This window comes from Mycobacterium sp. E1386, from assembly GCF_001672745.1.
Taxonomy (GTDB): Bacteria; Actinomycetota; Actinomycetes; order Mycobacteriales; family Mycobacteriaceae; genus Mycobacterium.
Map to the genome: position 1 here is coordinate 20,765 of NZ_LZKH01000076.1, position 17,816 is coordinate 38,580.

The following is a 17,816-nucleotide window of genomic DNA, read 5'->3' on the forward strand; positions in this document are numbered from 1 at the left end:
GTGCATGCTGCGCCGGTTAGCATCGGATGTCCGGATGTCCGGATGTCCGGATGTCGATGTGGAGGGTGAGGCTTGGCTGCTGCGATACCCGTCATCGCGCTCACTGGTCATCTCGGAGCCGGCAAGACGACGTTGCTCAACCACCTGCTACGCCATCCTGGCACTCGAATCGGTGTGGTGGTCAACGACTTCGGCGATATCAACATCGATGCAGGTCTGGTGGCCGGCCAGGTCGACGAGCCGGCCTCGATCGCCGGAGGATGCATCTGTTGTCTGCCCGACGGTGGTGGGCTCGACGACGCGCTCGTCAAGCTCGCCGACCCGGCTCGGCGCCTCGATGCCATCCTCGTCGAGGCCAGCGGTCTGGCCGACCCGGTAGTAATCGCGCGGCTCATCGGCTTCAGCGAGATCCGCGGGGTCCGAGTGGGCGGGCTTGTCGACGTCGTCGACGCAGTAAACCACTTCAACACCGTCGACTGCGGCAGTCTGCCGCCGGTGCGCTACGGTGCGGCGTCGCTGATTGTCGTCAACAAGCTTGACCTCGTGCCGGAGACGGAGCGGTCGGCGGTGGTGCAACGCGTCACTCAACGGGCGGCGCAACGTAACCCGCGCATACATGTCGTAGGCACGACGGGTGGCCGAATAGATCCTCAGCTACTCTTCGACGCGTCCGCCACAGCCGGGCCGGTTGGGCAGCTCTCGTTTTTGGATCTGGTCCGCGAGCACGAGCACGAGCACGAGCACGACCATGTCCATGCCGATGCCGTCACCGTCAGTCGCACTGGTTGCGTCGACCCTGACGCCCTGCTCGACCTTCTCGAAGATCCACCGGCGCAGGTGTTCAGGCTGAAAGGCGTCGTGGCAGTGCGGCACCGCACGACCATCCACGACTATGTCGTCAACCTGGTGGGTAGCGGAATCCACCTCGGGGAGGCGCCTCGCGGAGCCGCGGCCAATTGTCTGGTGGCGATCGGGATGGATCTCGACATCGACGCCGTCCGGGCCCGACTCGACAGCGCACTACAGCCTATGTCGGGGTGCGCGTCGGCGCAGGCGCTGCGGCGGCTTGCGCGGTACCGGCACGCGAGTGCGTGAGAAACGATCCGGCGGGACACGGGGCCGAGCAATCATTCGATGATGCGCCGTCAATCATCCTGCGCCGCACAGTGATTCGTCACAGTGACGTATTGTCGGCGATGGGCGGGGAAGACGGAAGGGGATCCGCGGGACGGTTTGGGCGTGCGACGACCAGACACCCCTTGTCGTTCCCTTTGTCGACCCTCGGTCATCGATCGGGGTCGGCATTGTCGGCACCGAGTGTGACGAACATCAACCGGCGAGGGTGACGTAGGTCATAGCCCGAGCACGGTCAACCGGGTCATTCTGGCCGTTCGTTTGCGTATCTAATGGCTGGGAGCGCGATGGCCGACCTCGACTTTGCTTATGACCTGACGTTCGACGAGGCGCGCAGGCGCAGCGCAATGTTCGAAGCGATGGGTGACGATTGGGACCCCATTGCCGTGCTTAGCGAGGAACGGCGGGCCTACGAAATGCTGTACTCGAACCTCGACGAGGAGCAGCAACGGGTATACGACGAGTTGGTCCGCGCCGGCGTGCTGCCCGAACGGACGACTGCTCGTGCTACCGATTGATCCGACCGCCGACCGTGGCCGCCGCGCATGGTTGCCTTGCCCGCACTGCGATCACCGCGCGAAATGCGGTGATTGCCGAAGTAGTCGCAACTGCGATACGCACTGGCAATATCTCCTCAGCAACAAGGGCACGCTGGTGCACCTGCAGTGCTCGGACTGCGGCCATCTCTGGTCGACCGACACGCATCGCCGCACGCGACCCAAGCGGTGGTGAACTCGCCGGTCAGCGCGATGTCCCAATAGCCCTGCGCCGCACAGTGATTCGTCACAGTGACGTATTGCCGGCGATGGGCGGGGAGGAGGGGATGGGATGGGCCAGGGGCTGGGGTCGGTTATTGGGCGGCCGGCACCCGAGTCATTGCCGTGACGGCGGGGGGATTGGATCGTGAAGCTCGACGCTACGGAAATGCTGAGCGATGGCCCGTGGCCTTGCCAGGCTGAGATTCGGAAACGGCGTGGGGCCCATTGCGATTCGTCACCGTGACGTATTAGTACGCGTCCCGCCGGGCGGCGGAAGAGGTAAGGCGACGACCCCGTTGTCATGCGCGACTGGCCAACCCGATGACCGGTTCCTCGAGTGCGATCGACCGACCGTCCGTCAGGAGTTGCCGGGACATGCCTGCGATGCCATCAAAGGACAAACGCTGTGGTTCCAGGGATTGTCATGTTTCAGTCGATGGTCACCGGATATCGGTTTGTGCCGATAAGCGACATTATGTCGGGTAAAAGGGGGGCGCCATTACTAGATGAATCAAGGCCGCACTCGAAGTGCCCCCGCCTGCCCGATTCGGATAAATATGGCCAAAGCGCGGGTTCACGGCGCCTTAACGATCGCCGTTGCGGCGGCCTGGATGGGGCTAGACATTGCGTCCGCGCGGTTGCTGCGCGAGTAGTCTGCCGCCATCACCCGAATGCACGCCGACTCAACCGACACCTTCGCCATCGAACGGGAATTTCAGTGAGCCGAGCGCGGAACCTTTGCCATCGCGGCGCTCGTCGTCCGCAACATCTTCCATGCGTGCTAACACCAGGCGGGTGACACCACACATCACCCATAAATTCGAACCCCAGTAATGTGGTTTAGTATCAAGTTCTTCGTCACGCATGGTCGAAAACGCTCAATGCGGGCAGGTCGCTCTGAACGTGAAATCACTGAGCTTGGTGTAGTCGTGAAGTTGTTTGATCCTGCCAGCCACCGTGTACTTGTCACCGTCTTGCGTCAGCGTTGGGACCGGAGCTCCCCCGGTCGATGTCGGCTCCCACAAGTAGGCGATACCGTCGGCGGTGAAGTCGAGAGTTTCGACCTTGCCGCCCGCGGCGTCGACGATGACACTCTCATCGGATTGCGTTCTTGCCGTGACGAGCACCGCGCCACCCATCTTGCGGCATTGGACGTCGTGCAGCGGGAAAGGTCTGCCGGCCAACGTCAATGCGTCGCTCTGCGCGGCCGCAGCCGCGGGGGGCGTCGAGCTTGAGCTGATGGAAGCGGTCGTGTTGGGTGAGGGCCGATGGCCGCAGGCCGAGGTCGGCGTGCTGGCGACGAGAAGCACGATCGCAGCTGTAGCTCGACTGGCGGACTTAAATCTGACCAAGGCTGAAAGCCGTCCTCTGCCAAGCTTATTTGCAAGTGAACTGCGCACCGAGTGCCGGATTATCGGCAGCATAACGGATACACGGGATTCCTGACCTTCGTTGTCGGTCAGGTGGCGCCCACCCCCGTCGCCACCAGCATGATCCCAATCATGCGAAGGTAGCCACCAGGAGCTTCCGACGTTGACTGACGGCCCAGTCATGCAACAGTCCGAGCACCGCCTTGGTTTTCACCGGCGTGATCAGATAGCTCACAAGAATGATCTCGACAACCGCAAGCATTCCGATGACGAACGTGATGGCGGCGCCAAGCTGCGCGCTGGTCGCGGCTCCCGAGGGCACGATAATTGCAAGCACCGTCAAAATCACGTCGGGCGACGGCCCGCCCATGCGGACAAGGGGCGTCCCCCACCGCCCAGCGGGAGACGGGCGATTCCTACCGGAAGAATACGGCGGAACGAATATGGCGGGTTACCAGCGGAGTACTGCATATTGCATCTGACGAATCATCGCGGTCCCCTTGCCGGCCAACGCTCGTCCCGCCGATTTCAGTTGCCGCGCAGGGGTGGTGGATAACGTTGTCGGTCGCAATTTGTCAAGATGAGGGGCGTGATACACGGAAGATTGGCGACCATCCTGACTGCCGCCGTTGTGGTATTCATTGGCGTGAGTCTGGTGTGGTCGCTTCAAAGCGTGGTTCGTCACGAACGTCTCCGCCAGGATTATCGCCGCACAGTTATGGCGATCCGCTGGTGGATGGTCCCGGCGGCCGTTGGCCAGCTCACCGTGGTGATTGCTGTCTACGTCGCGCTCGTGAACGTATTTCCGCTACTTGGTTGGGGTTGGTGGCGGATGCTGGGCAATAGCGGCAACGTTACCCTCGCACAGACGGGGCAGAGCGGGTTTATCTGGAAAATGGTGGGGCTTGCGGTGCCGATTCTGGCGGCCGCTGTGGTTCCGTGGTTAGCCCATGCCGAAGAGTTGGCGTTTCGCGATCGGGCCGAACGGCAAGGTCTTCGCCGAAAAGTGACGAGGCAAGTCGCCTTTGGGATGACCCATTTTTGGGCGGGAATTCCGATCGCGGCTTGCTTGGCGCTGACCATTAGCGGACTGTATTTCCTGATGGTGTACTTGCGTGCCGTTGCGGCACTTGGCCCAGAGCTGGAGACGGCGCGAGAAGTACCCCAGTATGAACGTCTGCCCTACCCTGCGTTGCCCGCCAATAGGGATGAGGACCCCGAAGCGTGGGCGAAAGTGCTAGGAGAACGTGAACGCGTGCGTATGGAGAATGAGCGGCGACGCGACGAATGGGCCGACAACCTTGGAGATCAGATATCAGCCAGCCGTGACCGTGTTGATCAGGTGAGACGACTTGCGGTCGCCAGGTCCGCGGCCGCGCACGCGGTCAGCAATTGGGTGCTGATCATCCTGCTGGTGTTGTTCCTCTCGCGGCGGGCGCTAGGGAGCTAGCGAGCGCTATCCCGTAAACGTCCGGGATCGGTGAGCTGCTCCGCAGTTGTAAGTTCCCTGTGTATCATTCGAGTTCGCGTCGCGGACTCATTCCGATAATTCGGGATGCATTTGCGCGCCGTAGCGATCTGCCTCCCCCCGACGAGTAGACGTCGCCAGACTCTGACGCGCGATCGTCGCCGACCTTTCGTCGTGGCTCTGTCGCCACGCTTGTCGTATACCCGATTGCCCCTTTGCGGATCGTCGAGCGCAGCCCGCCGACCCCACCCCTAGTTCCGGTTTATCCGGACCGAGACATCACTCGAAAGAAGGACGGACGACCGCCGCATTGACTCCAGGCCGCCCATTCACCGGCTCCGAAAGGCAACTGCTGCAGGACACCTTGCAACTCCATCGCTCACAGCGCGTGGCCGCGGTCGGCGGTCTGTCCGACGCCGAGGCCCGCATGCGCTGGGTGCCGTCGCTAACGACACCGCTCTCATTGGTGAAGCATTGCGCTGCAGCGGAACGGATTTGGTTTCAACGCACCCTGGCTGGCTGGCACGTTGACGACTGCACGGGCCAAGCCGTCGGGGGTGACGCGAGCTTCTACGTCGGCGATGGCGAAACTCTGCGCGAAGTTGTGGCTGAATACCAAGCTGCATGCGCGATCTCCGATGACATCGCCGCCCGCCAAGACCTTGACGACACCGCTGACCACAGCCTCGTCGGTGCAGTGAACCTGCGCTTCGTCTACCTCGGTCTCATCGCAGAGATCGCCCGCCACGCCGGTCACGCAGACATTCTGGTCGAGCAGATAAGGCCAATTCCGGGGCCCGTGATCCACCACTAGAGCACGCAGCCCGGCGCCGTCCGGCGGCGCCGGAGGAATATGCACGAATCGGGTCTACCAGCGAGGCTACTGTGTACTGCCCTGCCGCTCAACGGTTCTCGCTTATCGACCAAGGCCAATCATTCCTCGACGAGATCTGGTGGTCATCGGGCACACTAGGACTCGCATCCAAAGCTGTGGAGGACCGATACCGGAATGAGCCCGGACCCCGACTTCATCATCGTGGGAGCAGGCAGCGCAGGCTGCCTGCTCGCCAATCGGCTCAGCGCCAACCCTGATCGCCGTGTCCTCTTGATCGAGGCCGGCGGGCAAGACGACTGGTTCTGGATCAAGGTGCCGGTGGGCTATCTGTATACGATCGCCAACCCTCGCACCGACTGGTGCTTCACGACCGAGGCCGACCCTGGCCTTGCCGGCCGCAGCATTCACTACGCGCGGGGCCGGGTGATCGGCGGCTGCTCTTCGATCAACGCGATGATCCACATGCGCGGACAGGCAAGTGACTACGAGCTTTGGGCACAGGCCACCGGTGACGAGCGCTGGCTCTGGGGTGGCCCGGACAGTCCCGGCGAGACACTGGCAATCTACAGAGAATTGGAAAACTACTACGGCGGAGCCGACGACTGGCACGGCGCCGGTGGTGAGATCCGCGTCGAGTTACCGCGGGTGCGCTGGAAGATCCTGGACGCCTGGCAAGCCGCCGCCGCCCAGGTGGGCATCTCCCCGATCGATGAATTCAACCAGGGCGACAACGCCGGCTGTGCGTACTTTCACGTCAACCAACGGCGCGGCCGGCGCTGGTCGATGGCCGATGCCTTCTTGCATCCCATCACCCACCGGCCGAATCTCACGGTCTACACGCAAACTCAGGCGTTGCGGCTTCTGATGGACGACCAGGTCCACGAGGACCAGCGTCGCGGTGCGTGGACGACGGCCCAGCGCCGCGTCATCGGGGTGCGGTTGCTCAAAGCCGGCCACATTGTCGACGTCCGAGCCCATCGCGAGGTGATCTTGAGCGCCGGGGCTATTGGCTCGCCGCATCTGATGCAGGTCTCGGGTCTCGGCCCAGCCGGCCTGCTCGCCCAGCATCAAGTGCCGGTGGACGTCGACCTGCCAGGAGTGGGCGAAAACCTTCAGGATCACCTCCAGCTTCGAACGGTCTACCGGGTCCGGGGCGCCCCGACCGTCAACACCCTGTACCGGAACTGGATCACTCGTGCGGGCATGGGACTTCAGTACCTGCTGTTGCGGTCAGGGCCCATGACGATGCCGCCTTCCACTCTGGGGGCTTTCGCCAAGAGCGACCCCGCGCTGGGAAGTGCCGATCTCGAGTGGCACGTGCAGCCCTTGTCGTTGCCGAAGTTCGGCGAACCCCTGCACCCCTTTGGAGCGATCACTCCCTCGGTCTGTAATTTGCGACCCACCTCGCGAGGCCATGTGCGGATGGCCAGTGCAGATCCCCTCATCTATCCGAAAATCTTCTGCAACTACCTGTCGACTGACGCCGATCGTCAAATCGCCGTGCGGGGCCTCCGGATGACCCGGCAGATCATGGCGGCGCCGGCTCTCGCCCGCTACCGCCCGCAGGAGTTTCTTCCGGGGCCGCAGGTGGTGAGCGATGAAGCGCTGCAGAAGGCGGCCGGCGAACTCGGTACGACTATTTTTCATCCTGTGGGTACCTGCGCGATGGGAGCTTTTGACGCTCGCGGGCGGCCGCATTCGGCTGCCACGGTGCTCGACACCGACTGCCGCGTGTACCGCGTTGCCGGCCTTCGAGTCGTCGATGCGTCGGCTATACCCACCATCATCTCCGGCAACACGAACGCGCCGGTGATGCTCATCGCCGAGCGCGCTGCGCGGGCGATTGTGGGATGAGTCGGCCAATCCCGGGCCGAGGTCGGCGGGCTCGAAGTCGACGTCAACGACGTCCTGGCCCCCGATTGCGGCAGTGGAAACCTCCATGCGATCCGTCCAGTGGCGATGTGCGGTAGCGGCGAGGGCGCTGTCCCCCGTTCGAGCTAGAGCCCGGATGGCACGACCTTGTCGTTTACCGTCACCGCGACCTGGCCGGTCGCCGGGTTGTACTCGATCTTGCCGTGCTCGAAGGTCGACACCTGCAGGTCGCCGACGGCGTTCACGTCACTGGTGGGCAAGCCCAGCGGACCTGCCGAACCGTTAGTGCCGGTGACCGCCGGCGTGCCGTCCGGGCCGCGTGGGACATTCCAGGCCTCCCGGATCTTGCCCACGATGATGTAGGCGGGCGTGCCGGCCGCGCCGTTCCTGGCGGTGATCGCGCCGCCCTGGAATTGCTGGAACACCACGCCGCTGTCCCGCGTCCCCGCGTTGCGGTCACCCGTGAGCGGCTTGCCGAGTGCCTTCTTCTGATCCTCGGTTGCCGACGAGTACTTGACCGCGATCGGGCCGGTCAGAGTTACCTCGACGTCGCGCTCCCCTATCAGCTCCACCTCGGTGGGCGGCGCCGGGGCTTTCGACGTGGAGGTGGCGCTCACCCCGACCTGAGGCGGTGCCGACGCGTCTACGCTCTTGCCATTGCTGCAGCCCACAGCGATTAGCGCGACGGCGGCCAGGCCGGCGATTGCCGCGTGGCGGTTTGCGATCGTTCTCATAGGCTTCCTCTCGCGAGTTCCTGTGGTGGGTCGAGTTGCGGCTGTCCTCGTCGCCCGGACGGGACTTCAAACCGAATCACTTGACGGCGTAGGCGATCCGCCCGAACGAACTTACAATGCGGTCGTAGACGGCAAGCCAGAGCGCCGAGTGAAGATCCACCGGTGTGCGATGAAATCCACCCGTCAGCGCCCCGACGTCAGCGTTCGATCACTGTCAACGAGCCATGGTTAAGGTCGCTGCTGACGTAGGCGAAGTGCGTGGTTGGGTCGACTGCGATGGCGAGCGGATTGTTTCCGACGGCAAGGATTCCGGTGGCGATGCGTTTGGTGGTGTCGATCACCGACACGGACGCACCGCTGTAGTTGGCCACGTACGCGGTGTTCGTCGGCGGGTCCACCGCCACACCCGCGGGGCGTTGCCCTACAGGGACGCTAGCGATGACGCTGAGACTGTTGGTGTCGACGAAGGACACCGATGCATCGTCGCCGCTTGCGATATAGGCGGTGTGCGATCCGGTATCGATTGCGATGCCTGCCGGGCGGCCGCGAAGTGCGACGGAACCGATGACAGTTCGGTTCGTGGTATCGACAACCGTCACCGTTGGATCGGCAGTGGTGACAAACAAGCGGTGAGCGGTCCGGTCGATGGCTACGCGGCTTGGACCTTTTCCGGTAGGCACCGTCGCGGTCACGGCATGCGTTGTCACGTCGATGACCGACACCGATGCGCTATCACCGTTAGTGACGTAGGCGATCCGGGCATCCGGGTCGACCACTACTCCACCCGGATGGCTGCCGACTGTGATTCTGGCGATGACCGTGCCGTTGGCGGTGTCGATGACCGACACCGAGGAGTCGTCATAATTGGTCACGTAAACGGTCCGGGTCGATGGGTCAACGGCAACACCCACCGGGTGGCGTCCTACAGCGATGGTGGTTGTGACCGTACGGCTGCCGGTATCGACCAGCGACACGGAGTTGGAACCGGTGTTCGCGACATAGGCGGTGTGTCCGGCGGAGTCGACTGCGACGCCGAAGGCGCCATTGCCTACCCGTACTGAGGTGGCGATCGTCGGTGGACCACTCGGCACTGCGGTGACCCCTGAACTGGGCGTGCCTCCCCCCCTCGGCGCCGACAGCGGGGCCGCCGTCGCAGATCCCGTCGTCTGCGTAGATCCAGCCGTTGATGTGTGGGGGCGCAGAAGGTATAGGCTCGTGCCCCCCAACGCCACGACCAATCCAATAACCGCGGCGGCGACCACCCAAGATCGCTTGGCGCGCTTGCGGTTCTCCGCTATCTCCTGCCGCGGATCGCGGTGCAATGGTTTCTGCGCTTGCTGTGTTGGCTCACTCGGCCATGAGGCCACTTGAATGGGGGCAGTGGCGGTGGGTGACTGCGCATTCGGGTCCGGTAGGCGTAGCGGCACCGTGATCGCATCGCGCGCGGCTCGTGCCATATCGACCGGGGTGGCGTAGCGCTGCGCAGGGTCTTTGGCCATGCCAGTCGCGATGACCGCATCGAATGCCGGCGGTGCGCCGGAGTCAGAAGGGCGCGGCGGCGGCGCCGACAGATGCCCTGCCACTTGTTGCTCGATGCTGTCACCCGGAAATGGGGCGCCTCCCGTCAAGCATTCGTAGAGCACGCAAGCAAGCGCGTAGATGTCCGAGCGTGCATCGGCCTCACCGACTTTGAAGCGCTCGGGTGCCATGTAACGCAGCGTGCCGACCACCGCATCCGTACCAGTCAGACCGGTCTCGCCGAGAACGCGCGCGATCCCGAAATCGATCAAATACGCAAAGTCGTTTTCATCGAGCAAGATGTTGGAGGGCTTGATATCCCGATGCACCAATCCGATCTTGTGCGCGGCATATACGGCGTGTGCCACCTGCTCGACGATGTGCACCGCGCGTGACGGAGACATTGAACCGGAGGCCAGCACGGTTGCCAGGTCGCGCCCTTCGATCAGGCGCATGTCGACGAATAGCCGCCCGTCGATCTCGCCGTAGGTGTGAATTGGCACCACGTGAGGGTTGTTCAACCGTGCCGCTGAGTGGGCCTCGCGACGGAATCGCTGTTGAAACGTCTTGTCTGCAGCAAAGTGCGCAGGGAGTACTTTCAGTGCGACTATCCGATCGGTGACGGTGTCATAGGCTCGCCAGACCTCGCCCATGCCGCCTCGGCCGAGCAAATTGATTAATCGGTACCGGCCGAACGGGGTCCCTTCCATGGAAACCTCCCGACGGCAGCATTCAGCAACACGATAGTCCACTGCTGACACGGTTTGGGGAAACTCCCGCAACGGCCGATTCCGGACCTATCCGCTGCTAACCCATTGTGAAGATCGAGCCCGCAACGACGCCAATCACCGCCACAAGGGCCACCAAAATCACCGGTTGGTAAGGCAACATCGACCGCTCCCCCGCCCCATCGTTTACGCATGTGGTTCGGTCCACTCAAGAACGCCGGCCGGCGACAACATCGTGTGATGGCCGGATGCGCCTGGGACGCCTTCGCCGATCACCCGTGCCGAGCCCATTGGGCCGTCATACTGACAATGTGACGCCAAGACGAGTGCGGGATGTATCACTTAAGCCGAAGTGGCTGACCCCGAGGCAGCAGCGCGCCTGGGTGGCCTACATGCGCGTGCAGCTACGGATGAACTACGAGATGAACCGCCAACTGCAGGCCGAATCCGGGTTATCGCTGGCCGACTACGACGTGCTGGTCGCACTCAGCGGTGACCGCGAAGAGGCTATGCGCGTCAGCGATCTCGCAGCCCAGATCGGATGGGAACGCAGCAGGTTGTCACATCAATTGCGGCGCATGGAGGATCGCGGCCTCACCGAACGGCGCCCCAGCGCCGAGGACGGCCGCACCACCCATGTTGTACTCACCCCGAGGGGGCGGCAGGCTCTAGTCGAGGCCGCTCCCGGCCATGTAAACCTGGTACGCACCCTGTTTTTCGATCCTCTGCCGGAGAACCTGCTCGCACCGCTGACCGCTGCACTGGAGCACATTCACGTTAACCTCGATCACAACAGCTCGCTGCCACCCGCGATGAGGTAGTGCGTGCTAAGTTAGGTGAAACATCACCTATTACCGGAGTGCCACGTGAGCGAGATCATCACCCGCCTGATGGAAGCCAACCTGCTGGCCGTGTTCAATGAGCGCGACCCACAGCGGCGAACCGAGGCGATCGCGACCACCTACGCGGACAACGTGCAATGGATCGACGACGAAGGCGTGGCCACCGGCCATGACGAACTGAACACCAAAGCTGCCGAGCTGCAAGAAAAGCTGCGCGGCCTGCACTTCATCAAGGCCGGTGCGGTCCGCCAGACCCGTGGGCTGGGTTTTTTGGCATGGGAGCTACGCGCCCCTGACGGTAATACCGTGGTGGCATCGGGCTTCGACGTGGCCGAAATATCCGATGAACGGATCCATCGGCTGTGGACGGTGTTGGACCCGCCGGAATAGGTGATGTATCACCTTGGTTACCCGAGGTAGCGCATCGACACACAAAGAACGGAGCCACGATCATGGGACAGCTCGACGGCAAAACAGCACTGGTCACTGGTGGATCCTCGGGTATAGGCCTGGCCACTGCTAAGCGCCTCGCTGAGGAAGGCGCCTATGTCTTCATCACCGGCCGCGATCGCGCCCGCCTCGACGAGGCAGCCGCGTCGATCGGCGTCCACGCTGTGCAGAGCGATGTCAGTAGGCCAGAAGAACTAGACACCCTGGCCGCTGAAATATCAGCGTATGGCAAAGGCCTTGACGTTGTCTTCGCTAACGCGGGCGGCGGTGATTTCGCCGCACTGGCCGATGTGACCCCGGAACACTACCGAGACAACTTCGACCGAAACGTTGCCGGCACGGTGTTCACCGTGCAGAAGACGCTGCCGTTGCTCAACGAGGGGGCGGCGATCGTCCTCGCCGGATCTACCGCGGCCTCCCAGGGCGTACCTGCGTTCGGTCTCTACGCGGCATCCAAAGCGGCCATCCGGTCCCTCGGCCGCACTTGGGCCGCGGAACTGGCCGACCGCAAGATCCGGGTCAACACCGTCGTTCCCGGCCCCGTGGAAACCCCCGGACTTACCGGCCTGGCGCCGGCTGACCAGAAACAGGATCTACTCGACGGCATGGCCGCTCAGGTACCGATGAAGCGGCTGGGACGCCCCGAGGAGATCGCGTCGGCGGTGCTGTTCTTGGCCTCGGATGAGAGCAGCTTCCTAACCGGTGCGGAGCTCACTGTGGACGGCGGGCAGATCCAGCTCTGACTTCAACGTCACGAGAACGCACCCGCGGTGTGTTCGACTCTCCCGAATCAGGTCCAACACCGCACGTCGAAAATTCTGAGCAGCCGAACGGTGACCTGCCGCGCAACCGCCGAAACGGACTCACCTGCCCATGGAAGACGAGGCGATATCGGCTAGCGCGGAGGCCGCCCCAAACAAGTGGCCCTGCGCCAATCGGCAGCCGGCCATGAAGACCGTCTCCGCCTGCTCGGCGGTTTCGATCCCTTCTGCGATCACCTTGAGCCCCAGTGCTTCGCACAATCCGATGACCGACTGGTACAGCGTGAGGTTCCGTCCCGGTTGGACGCCCGCCGCCAGGCCACGGTCGAGCTTGACGACTTGCACGGGTAGCTCGTGCAGGTAGGTCAGTGAGTTGAAACCCGTGCCGAAATCGTCCAGGGCCACCGCGATGCCCAGTTCGTTCAAACGTCTGATGGCGGCCGCTCCTTCAGCGAGATCGACGATGGGAACGGTCTCGGTGATTTCCAGGACGAGACGATGCGGCGACAACCCATGCCGCGCGAGGGTGCGGCTGACGGCACGTTCGAAATCACGGCTGCCGAGCCGCGCGGCGCTGATGTTGACGTGAAGGTTCAGATCGAGGCCCGCGCTTTGGATTTGCGCGCAGGCCTGATCGAGCACCAGGGCATCGAGCTGCGCCCCCATTCCGTTGGCTTCGGCAAGCGAGACGAAGGTTTCGGGAGGAATCTGTACCCCGCTCGGCGCCGTCCACCTCGCAAGTGCCTCGACCGCGACCGGCCTGCCGTCTGGCAGGGTGACCACTGGCTGGTACTTGAGCTGAAATCCCTGCGGGACAGCGTCATCCGCTTGTCGCAGCGCTGTCGTGAAATCTTCCGAAGCACTGAATGCCGGGCGGTACACCACGGCCGTGTCTTTGCCCAGCCGCTTCCCGGTGTACATCGAGATGTCGGCTTGCCGGAGCAGATCGTCGGAGGTCGGCGGAGCGTCGTGGTAACCGCGACTGACCAGGCCCATGCTCGCACGCACCCGCACCGATGTCCCGTGCACCGAGAACGGACTTCGAAGAGCCACCCGGAGCTGGTCGGCGACCATCTCCGGTGCGTCGACAGCACCGGCAGTGAGGATGGCGAACTCGTCTCCCCCGATCCGCGCCAGCGTGTCGGATTGGCCGAGGCAATCTTGCAGACGCGCACTGATCGCGCACAGCAACTCGTCGCCGGCCGCATGTCCGAAACGGTCATTGACCTCTTTGAAGTCGTCGATGTCGACGAAGATCAGCACGAACGGGCCGTCGCGGATAGCTTCGTCCAACCGTTCGGCCAACAGCAACCGATTCGGCAGGCCGGTCAGTGCGTCGTGGTGGGCCTGATAGGCAAGTCGGCGCTTCGCGGCGACAAGTTGTTCGGTCAGCATGCGTTGCACCCGCATGGCTACCACGTAGCGGGTCGCGACAAGCAGCGCCAACGCCAAGTAGGTGGCGGCGAAGAGCGGGTCGATCCCCCGTCCCACCAGCACTTGAAACGTGAGTAGGGCCGTGCTGCCCATGAACCCCACATACGGCAGCGTTAGCCGTGCCCAGTTGGTTGGCTGTTCGTCGTCGTGAGGGCGGGGCCGCGGAGGCAGGACGAGCAGGCTCCATGCGATCAACAGCGGAGCTAGGACGAATCCGACGCCAACCCACAGATCCAGCGTCGTAATACCGACACTCCGCAGATACGCGAGCAGCCTGTCAGAGGACGTGAGGGTGATCACCGCGGCCGCAAGAAGCATGTAGTTCGCCCGGCCCGGCCGGTACGGCGGGTACCACATCGCAAGGAGGACTGCGCCCACCACCGTGATGAGCTCGACAGCGGCAATCCCCCACACGACAGCGGTATTGGTCGATCGCGGCAGCGCGGCGCCGCCCATGGCGCCCAGTCGAGCGACGTACACCAAATGGAAGAACGCGAGCGCGCTCACTAGTCCGTCGAGAACGGTCGTGATGACCCCCGGCCACGTGCGCACCGGGGTGCGGACGTCGTGGTCACGGCCGGCACGCACCAGCAGGAGCATCGCGACGACGAACAAGAGTCCTGCGACGAAGTAGCCGACGACGGCAGGCTCCGGGGCTGTTCTGACGCGGTCGGCGGGACCGCCTAGCTGCGAGAGAGACTCGGCGGTCAGGAATGTGGCTATCGCCGCCAACAGGGCTACTCGCCACCACTTCGAGAGGCCTGCCACTCGCCCCACGACGACAAACCCAACGAGTAATGCGCCGACACACAGCGTTGCTTCGAGGACAAATTGCACGCGTTGCGCGATAGCCACTCCCCAGGGGGCGAGCGCGTTCAACGCCGCCGCAGCGACGGCGACGACAGATAGCCCGAAGCCCAAGCGGCGACTCTGAGACGACAACGCTTCCCCTCCGACCAGCGGCGTTGACGCTCAATCTTCGCAGAACATGCTGACCGCTGGACCGTTATCGCTTACCTGGCCAACCCCCGGCGTTCAATCGAAAAGCGGCCTATTGTGACCCCACGCCGCCGGACTTCCGAAAGCGGTTGCCGGCCATACCGTCTGCCAACCGCTCCACCGCCCTCGCAGTTACCCCGGTGAATATTCCGGAATCGAATGTGCAGCATTACCGGTAAGTACTCGGTTTCCAACACAGGAATCATTGCTGTTGCTTGCCTGACCACCGCTACTCCATGTGGTTTCGCTTGCGGCCCAAGCCTTTCCTCCGCTCGTCTGCATAACCACCTCGTGCTTAGCCCAGGTCGTCATCGTCGCAACGCAAGCGTGAAGACGCGCCATAGCTCGCATCGTCGACTTGCGGGAGAGCTCGCAGGAAGAACGTGTCTGCGGTTGACTGTCACTCGATCGCGGGGAGCGCCCGCGAGAGAGGCGACTGCGAGAGGAACGAGTGTGCCTACCATCACCACGTCGGACGGTGTCGAGATCTTCTACAAAGACTGGGGCTCTGGCCAGCCGATCGTTTTCAGTCATGGCTGGCCGCTGACGTCCGACGACTGGGACGCGCAGATGATGTTCTTGCTGCACCGGGGCTATCGGGTGGTCGCTCACGACCGGCGCGGGCATGGCCGATCCGAGCAGACCGGGACCGGCAATGACATGGAGCACTGGGTGGCCGACCTGGCCGCGCTGGCCGAGCAGCTCGACCTTCGTGAGGCCGTCCATGTTGGACACTCCACCGGCGGCGCCGAGGTGGCCTGCTATGTGGCGCGCCACCAGGAGCGGGTCGCCAAGGCGGTGCTGGTGTCTTCCCCGACACCGAGCATGATGCAGACCGAGAGCAATCCGGGCGGGCAACCCCGGGAGTGGTTTGACGCGGTGCAGGCGGGTGTCTTGGGAAACCGATCGGAGTTCTTCCGCGCGGTGCCGGAGGGTCCGTTCTACGGATTCAACCGACCGGGGGTGGAGCGGTCCGAGGCGGTCATCGCGAACTGGTGGCGACAGGGCATGTCGGGCAGCGCGCACGCTCACTATGAGACGGTGTTTGCCTGGCTGCAGGACTACACCGAGGATCTGCGGGCTATCACTGTCCCCGTCCTGGTGATGCACGGCGATGACGATCAGATCGTTCCGTTCGCCAGCGCGGTGCCCCGAGCGGTCGAGCTGCTGCAGAACGGCACCGTGAAGACCTATGCCGGCTACCCACACGGCATGCTGACCACGCACGCGGACGTCCTCAACCCGGATCTGCTCGAGTTCATCGCGTCCTGACCGGCACCGCTGCTAACCCATTGTCAGGATCGCGCCCGCGGCGACGCCGATCACCGCCACGAGGGCTACCAAAATCACCGTGATCGCCGCGCGCACGATCTCTTCTTCGGTAGGTCGCCAGCGCGGCTTCAATTCGACGAGAACGGTGTCCCCTCGACACGCAATGGCGTTGACTCTTGCGACCGCAGAGATGACATCGTCATGCCCGTAGGCCGTGTCTTTCTCGACCGGGTCGTGCGCGGCGATTGCGATGGTCATATCAGCCCCCCAGGCTTGCGGACGCCGATAGGCGTTATTTGGTTCGAAAGCGTCGGCCTTCTCGTATATCCAAAGATAGGAGTGCATTCATCACAATTGCGGTAACGATCCTTAACGGTCACAACACAGAGTCGTTTTCCGCGCCGACTATGCCCGGTTGGCGGCTCCCCTACCGCCCACCTCGCCGTGGGGGTGGTCTTCTCCGGCTGCGCCCCGGGCATGGCGTCCCCTGGCCAAGTTGAGATCGGTAGCTGGGGGCCCGTTATTCACTTCAACGCGAAGGCGGCCGAAAGCTGGCCGCCACCCCGACAGAAGAGGACCACCATGATGCGACGAATCGTGCGAGTAGCAACCACCGCCCTGTTGGCCGGCGGTTTGGGTGTCGCGGGACTCGGGCTCGCCGCAGGAACCGCCAACGCCGATGGCGGCCCGCACCGCTGGTGCCCAGGGGAGCCACTCCCGCCGACCGGTAACCACGTCACTAATCCGGTCATTTGGGACAACAACATCTGCCACACCTACTATTACGTCTACTTCGGACAGGGCAATGTCGCCCAGAACATTTGGGACGGCGACAACCCGCCTCCGCCACCGCCCGCACTCACCGCCATCGCGCCGTTATCTGTCTCCCGGGCGCTCAGGCGGGGCAGGCGCGTGCCAGGGTCGCCATCTCATCGCCGAACTCGTGGTTCACCCGGGCCGCCGCTTTCGCCGATGGCGGCAGTTCCACTTTCAATGGGTCTTGTTCGCCGAGTTCGCCGTTCATCTGATTGGCGTCTTTCATGAATTCTCGGGCCAGCGCCGCGGCTCGTTGCGCGTGAGCTGACAGGCCAGGCGCGGTCACCTGGTTGGCGCGCTGCTGCAGGCCGTCCAGCCATGCCTGGTAGTCGGCGTCAGAGGGCACCGAGTCTTGTTGGTATGAACCCGGGGGCGCGAACCGCGTTTTGGCTTTCAACGAGGCCTGCATGTCGCGGTTGTAATCGATGAATTGCCGTACACGCCAACAAGGTTGCGCCCGCTCATCGATGTGCCACGCGACGACCAGACCCGCGGCGGCCGCGGCTACGCATAGCATCATCAGCAAGCGCCGGGCGGTCCTACGGGTACGGAGACTGTTATTGGCCACGCGACCAACCTAATTCCTTGATCGGGCCGCGCGGAACAAGTCGGTGCAGTTCATTCGCCGCTTCGCCACGGCGGATGCGAATGCGAGTGATCAGCCGCCTGGGCCCGGCCCGTCACGCGTGGGGGCAGAAAATGCCCAGTATCTGTTGGCAGTTGTCCTTATTGATGAGCCCCGGCGGTGGTGGGGGCGGTCTTCTCCGGCTGCGCCCCGGGCATGGCGTCCCCTGGCCAAGTTGAGATCGGTAGCTGGGGGCCCGT

At 63.5% G+C, this 17,816-nt stretch carries 17 protein-coding genes and 1 pseudogene; 10 read left to right on the plus strand and 8 right to left on the minus strand.

Annotated features, from left to right (window positions below; translation table 11 throughout):
* Nucleotides 1-72: 72 nt before the first annotated feature.
* Nucleotides 73-1,095, plus strand: a complete 1,023-nt coding sequence (locus A5709_RS08130) for a GTP-binding protein (protein ID WP_068119305.1) — start codon at nucleotides 73-75, stop codon at nucleotides 1,093-1,095.
* Nucleotides 1,096-1,421: 326 nt separating this feature from the next.
* Entirely contained in the window at nucleotides 1,422-1,652 is a 231-nt protein-coding gene (locus A5709_RS08135; RefSeq protein ID WP_231972047.1) for a DUF6400 family protein, read from the plus strand.
* Nucleotides 1,653-2,575: 923 nt separating this feature from the next.
* Here the strand turns inward: A5709_RS08135 and A5709_RS27950 are convergent.
* The 3 genes from A5709_RS27950 to A5709_RS08145 form a co-directional block, all read right to left on the minus strand.
* Nucleotides 2,576-2,758 (minus strand): hypothetical protein, encoded by a 183-nt coding sequence (locus A5709_RS27950; RefSeq protein WP_156745044.1) that lies wholly within the window; start codon nucleotides 2,756-2,758, stop codon nucleotides 2,576-2,578.
* Nucleotides 2,759-2,770: 12 nt separating this feature from the next.
* Entirely contained in the window at nucleotides 2,771-3,202 is a 432-nt protein-coding gene (locus tag A5709_RS28385) for a lipoprotein LpqH (protein WP_197520101.1), read from the minus strand.
* 190 nt (nucleotides 3,203-3,392) lie between these two features.
* A complete protein-coding gene (locus tag A5709_RS08145; RefSeq protein WP_067950917.1) occupies nucleotides 3,393-3,632 on the minus strand; it encodes a GAP family protein in 240 nt (79 codons plus the stop codon).
* 234 nt (nucleotides 3,633-3,866) lie between these two features.
* Between A5709_RS08145 and A5709_RS08150 the strand changes: the two genes are divergently transcribed.
* The 4 genes and pseudogenes from A5709_RS08150 to A5709_RS29220 form a co-directional block, all read left to right on the plus strand.
* Nucleotides 3,867-4,712 carry a hypothetical protein gene (locus tag A5709_RS08150; protein ID WP_156745043.1) on the plus strand — a complete coding sequence of 282 codons (846 nt, stop codon included), beginning with the start codon at nucleotides 3,867-3,869 and terminating at the stop codon, nucleotides 4,710-4,712.
* 406 nt (nucleotides 4,713-5,118) lie between these two features.
* The gene (locus A5709_RS08155; RefSeq protein WP_369827283.1) at nucleotides 5,119-5,544 is read left to right on the plus strand and encodes a DinB family protein; all 426 of its coding nucleotides are present in this window, start codon (nucleotides 5,119-5,121) and stop codon (nucleotides 5,542-5,544) included.
* Between the two features lie 195 nt (nucleotides 5,545-5,739).
* The gene (locus tag A5709_RS08160; RefSeq protein WP_068119309.1) at nucleotides 5,740-7,419 is read left to right on the plus strand and encodes a GMC family oxidoreductase; all 1,680 of its coding nucleotides are present in this window, start codon (nucleotides 5,740-5,742) and stop codon (nucleotides 7,417-7,419) included.
* A 4-nt stretch (nucleotides 7,420-7,423) separates the two neighbouring features.
* Nucleotides 7,424-7,535, plus strand: a pseudogene (locus A5709_RS29220) (twin-arginine translocation pathway); the annotation flags it as partial.
* A gap of 27 nt (nucleotides 7,536-7,562) precedes the next feature.
* Here the strand turns inward: A5709_RS29220 and A5709_RS08165 are convergent.
* The gene (locus tag A5709_RS08165; RefSeq protein ID WP_068119315.1) at nucleotides 7,563-8,171 is read right to left on the minus strand and encodes an LGFP repeat-containing protein; all 609 of its coding nucleotides are present in this window, start codon (nucleotides 8,169-8,171) and stop codon (nucleotides 7,563-7,565) included.
* A 197-nt stretch (nucleotides 8,172-8,368) separates the two neighbouring features.
* Complete coding sequence (locus A5709_RS08170) at nucleotides 8,369-10,399, minus strand: serine/threonine-protein kinase (protein WP_082973817.1); 2,031 nt, start codon at nucleotides 10,397-10,399, stop codon at nucleotides 8,369-8,371.
* A gap of 428 nt (nucleotides 10,400-10,827) precedes the next feature.
* Here A5709_RS08170 and A5709_RS08175 point away from each other — a divergent pair, with 428 nt between their 5' ends.
* The 3 genes from A5709_RS08175 to A5709_RS08185 all read left to right on the plus strand — a co-directional run bounded on the left by A5709_RS08175 (nucleotide 10,828) and on the right by A5709_RS08185 (nucleotide 12,452).
* Nucleotides 10,828-11,238: a MarR family winged helix-turn-helix transcriptional regulator gene (locus tag A5709_RS08175; RefSeq protein WP_156673221.1), complete on the plus strand. Its 411-nt coding sequence runs from the start codon at nucleotides 10,828-10,830 to the stop codon at nucleotides 11,236-11,238.
* Nucleotides 11,239-11,283: 45 nt separating this feature from the next.
* Nucleotides 11,284-11,649 (plus strand): nuclear transport factor 2 family protein, encoded by a 366-nt coding sequence (locus A5709_RS08180; protein WP_231986939.1) that lies wholly within the window; start codon nucleotides 11,284-11,286, stop codon nucleotides 11,647-11,649.
* 62 nt (nucleotides 11,650-11,711) lie between these two features.
* Nucleotides 11,712-12,452 carry an SDR family NAD(P)-dependent oxidoreductase gene (locus A5709_RS08185; protein ID WP_067950910.1) on the plus strand — a complete coding sequence of 247 codons (741 nt, stop codon included), beginning with the start codon at nucleotides 11,712-11,714 and terminating at the stop codon, nucleotides 12,450-12,452.
* Nucleotides 12,453-12,572: 120 nt separating this feature from the next.
* Here A5709_RS08185 and A5709_RS08190 read toward each other — a convergent pair whose 3' ends face one another.
* Nucleotides 12,573-14,825: a bifunctional diguanylate cyclase/phosphodiesterase gene (locus tag A5709_RS08190; protein WP_231986940.1), complete on the minus strand. Its 2,253-nt coding sequence runs from the start codon at nucleotides 14,823-14,825 to the stop codon at nucleotides 12,573-12,575.
* 531 nt (nucleotides 14,826-15,356) lie between these two features.
* On the opposite strand from A5709_RS08190, the gene A5709_RS08195 reads away from it, so the two are divergent.
* Entirely contained in the window at nucleotides 15,357-16,175 is an 819-nt protein-coding gene (locus A5709_RS08195; RefSeq protein WP_067950908.1) for an alpha/beta fold hydrolase, read from the plus strand.
* Between the two features lie 12 nt (nucleotides 16,176-16,187).
* Here A5709_RS08195 and A5709_RS08200 read toward each other — a convergent pair whose 3' ends face one another.
* On the minus strand, nucleotides 16,188-16,433 hold the full coding sequence (locus A5709_RS08200; RefSeq protein WP_068009744.1) for a hypothetical protein: 246 nt from the start codon (nucleotides 16,431-16,433) through the stop codon (nucleotides 16,188-16,190).
* Nucleotides 16,434-17,070: 637 nt separating this feature from the next.
* Nucleotides 17,071-17,400 carry a hypothetical protein gene (locus A5709_RS08205; protein WP_231986941.1) on the minus strand — a complete coding sequence of 110 codons (330 nt, stop codon included), beginning with the start codon at nucleotides 17,398-17,400 and terminating at the stop codon, nucleotides 17,071-17,073.
* Between the last annotated feature and the right edge of the window lie 416 nt (nucleotides 17,401-17,816).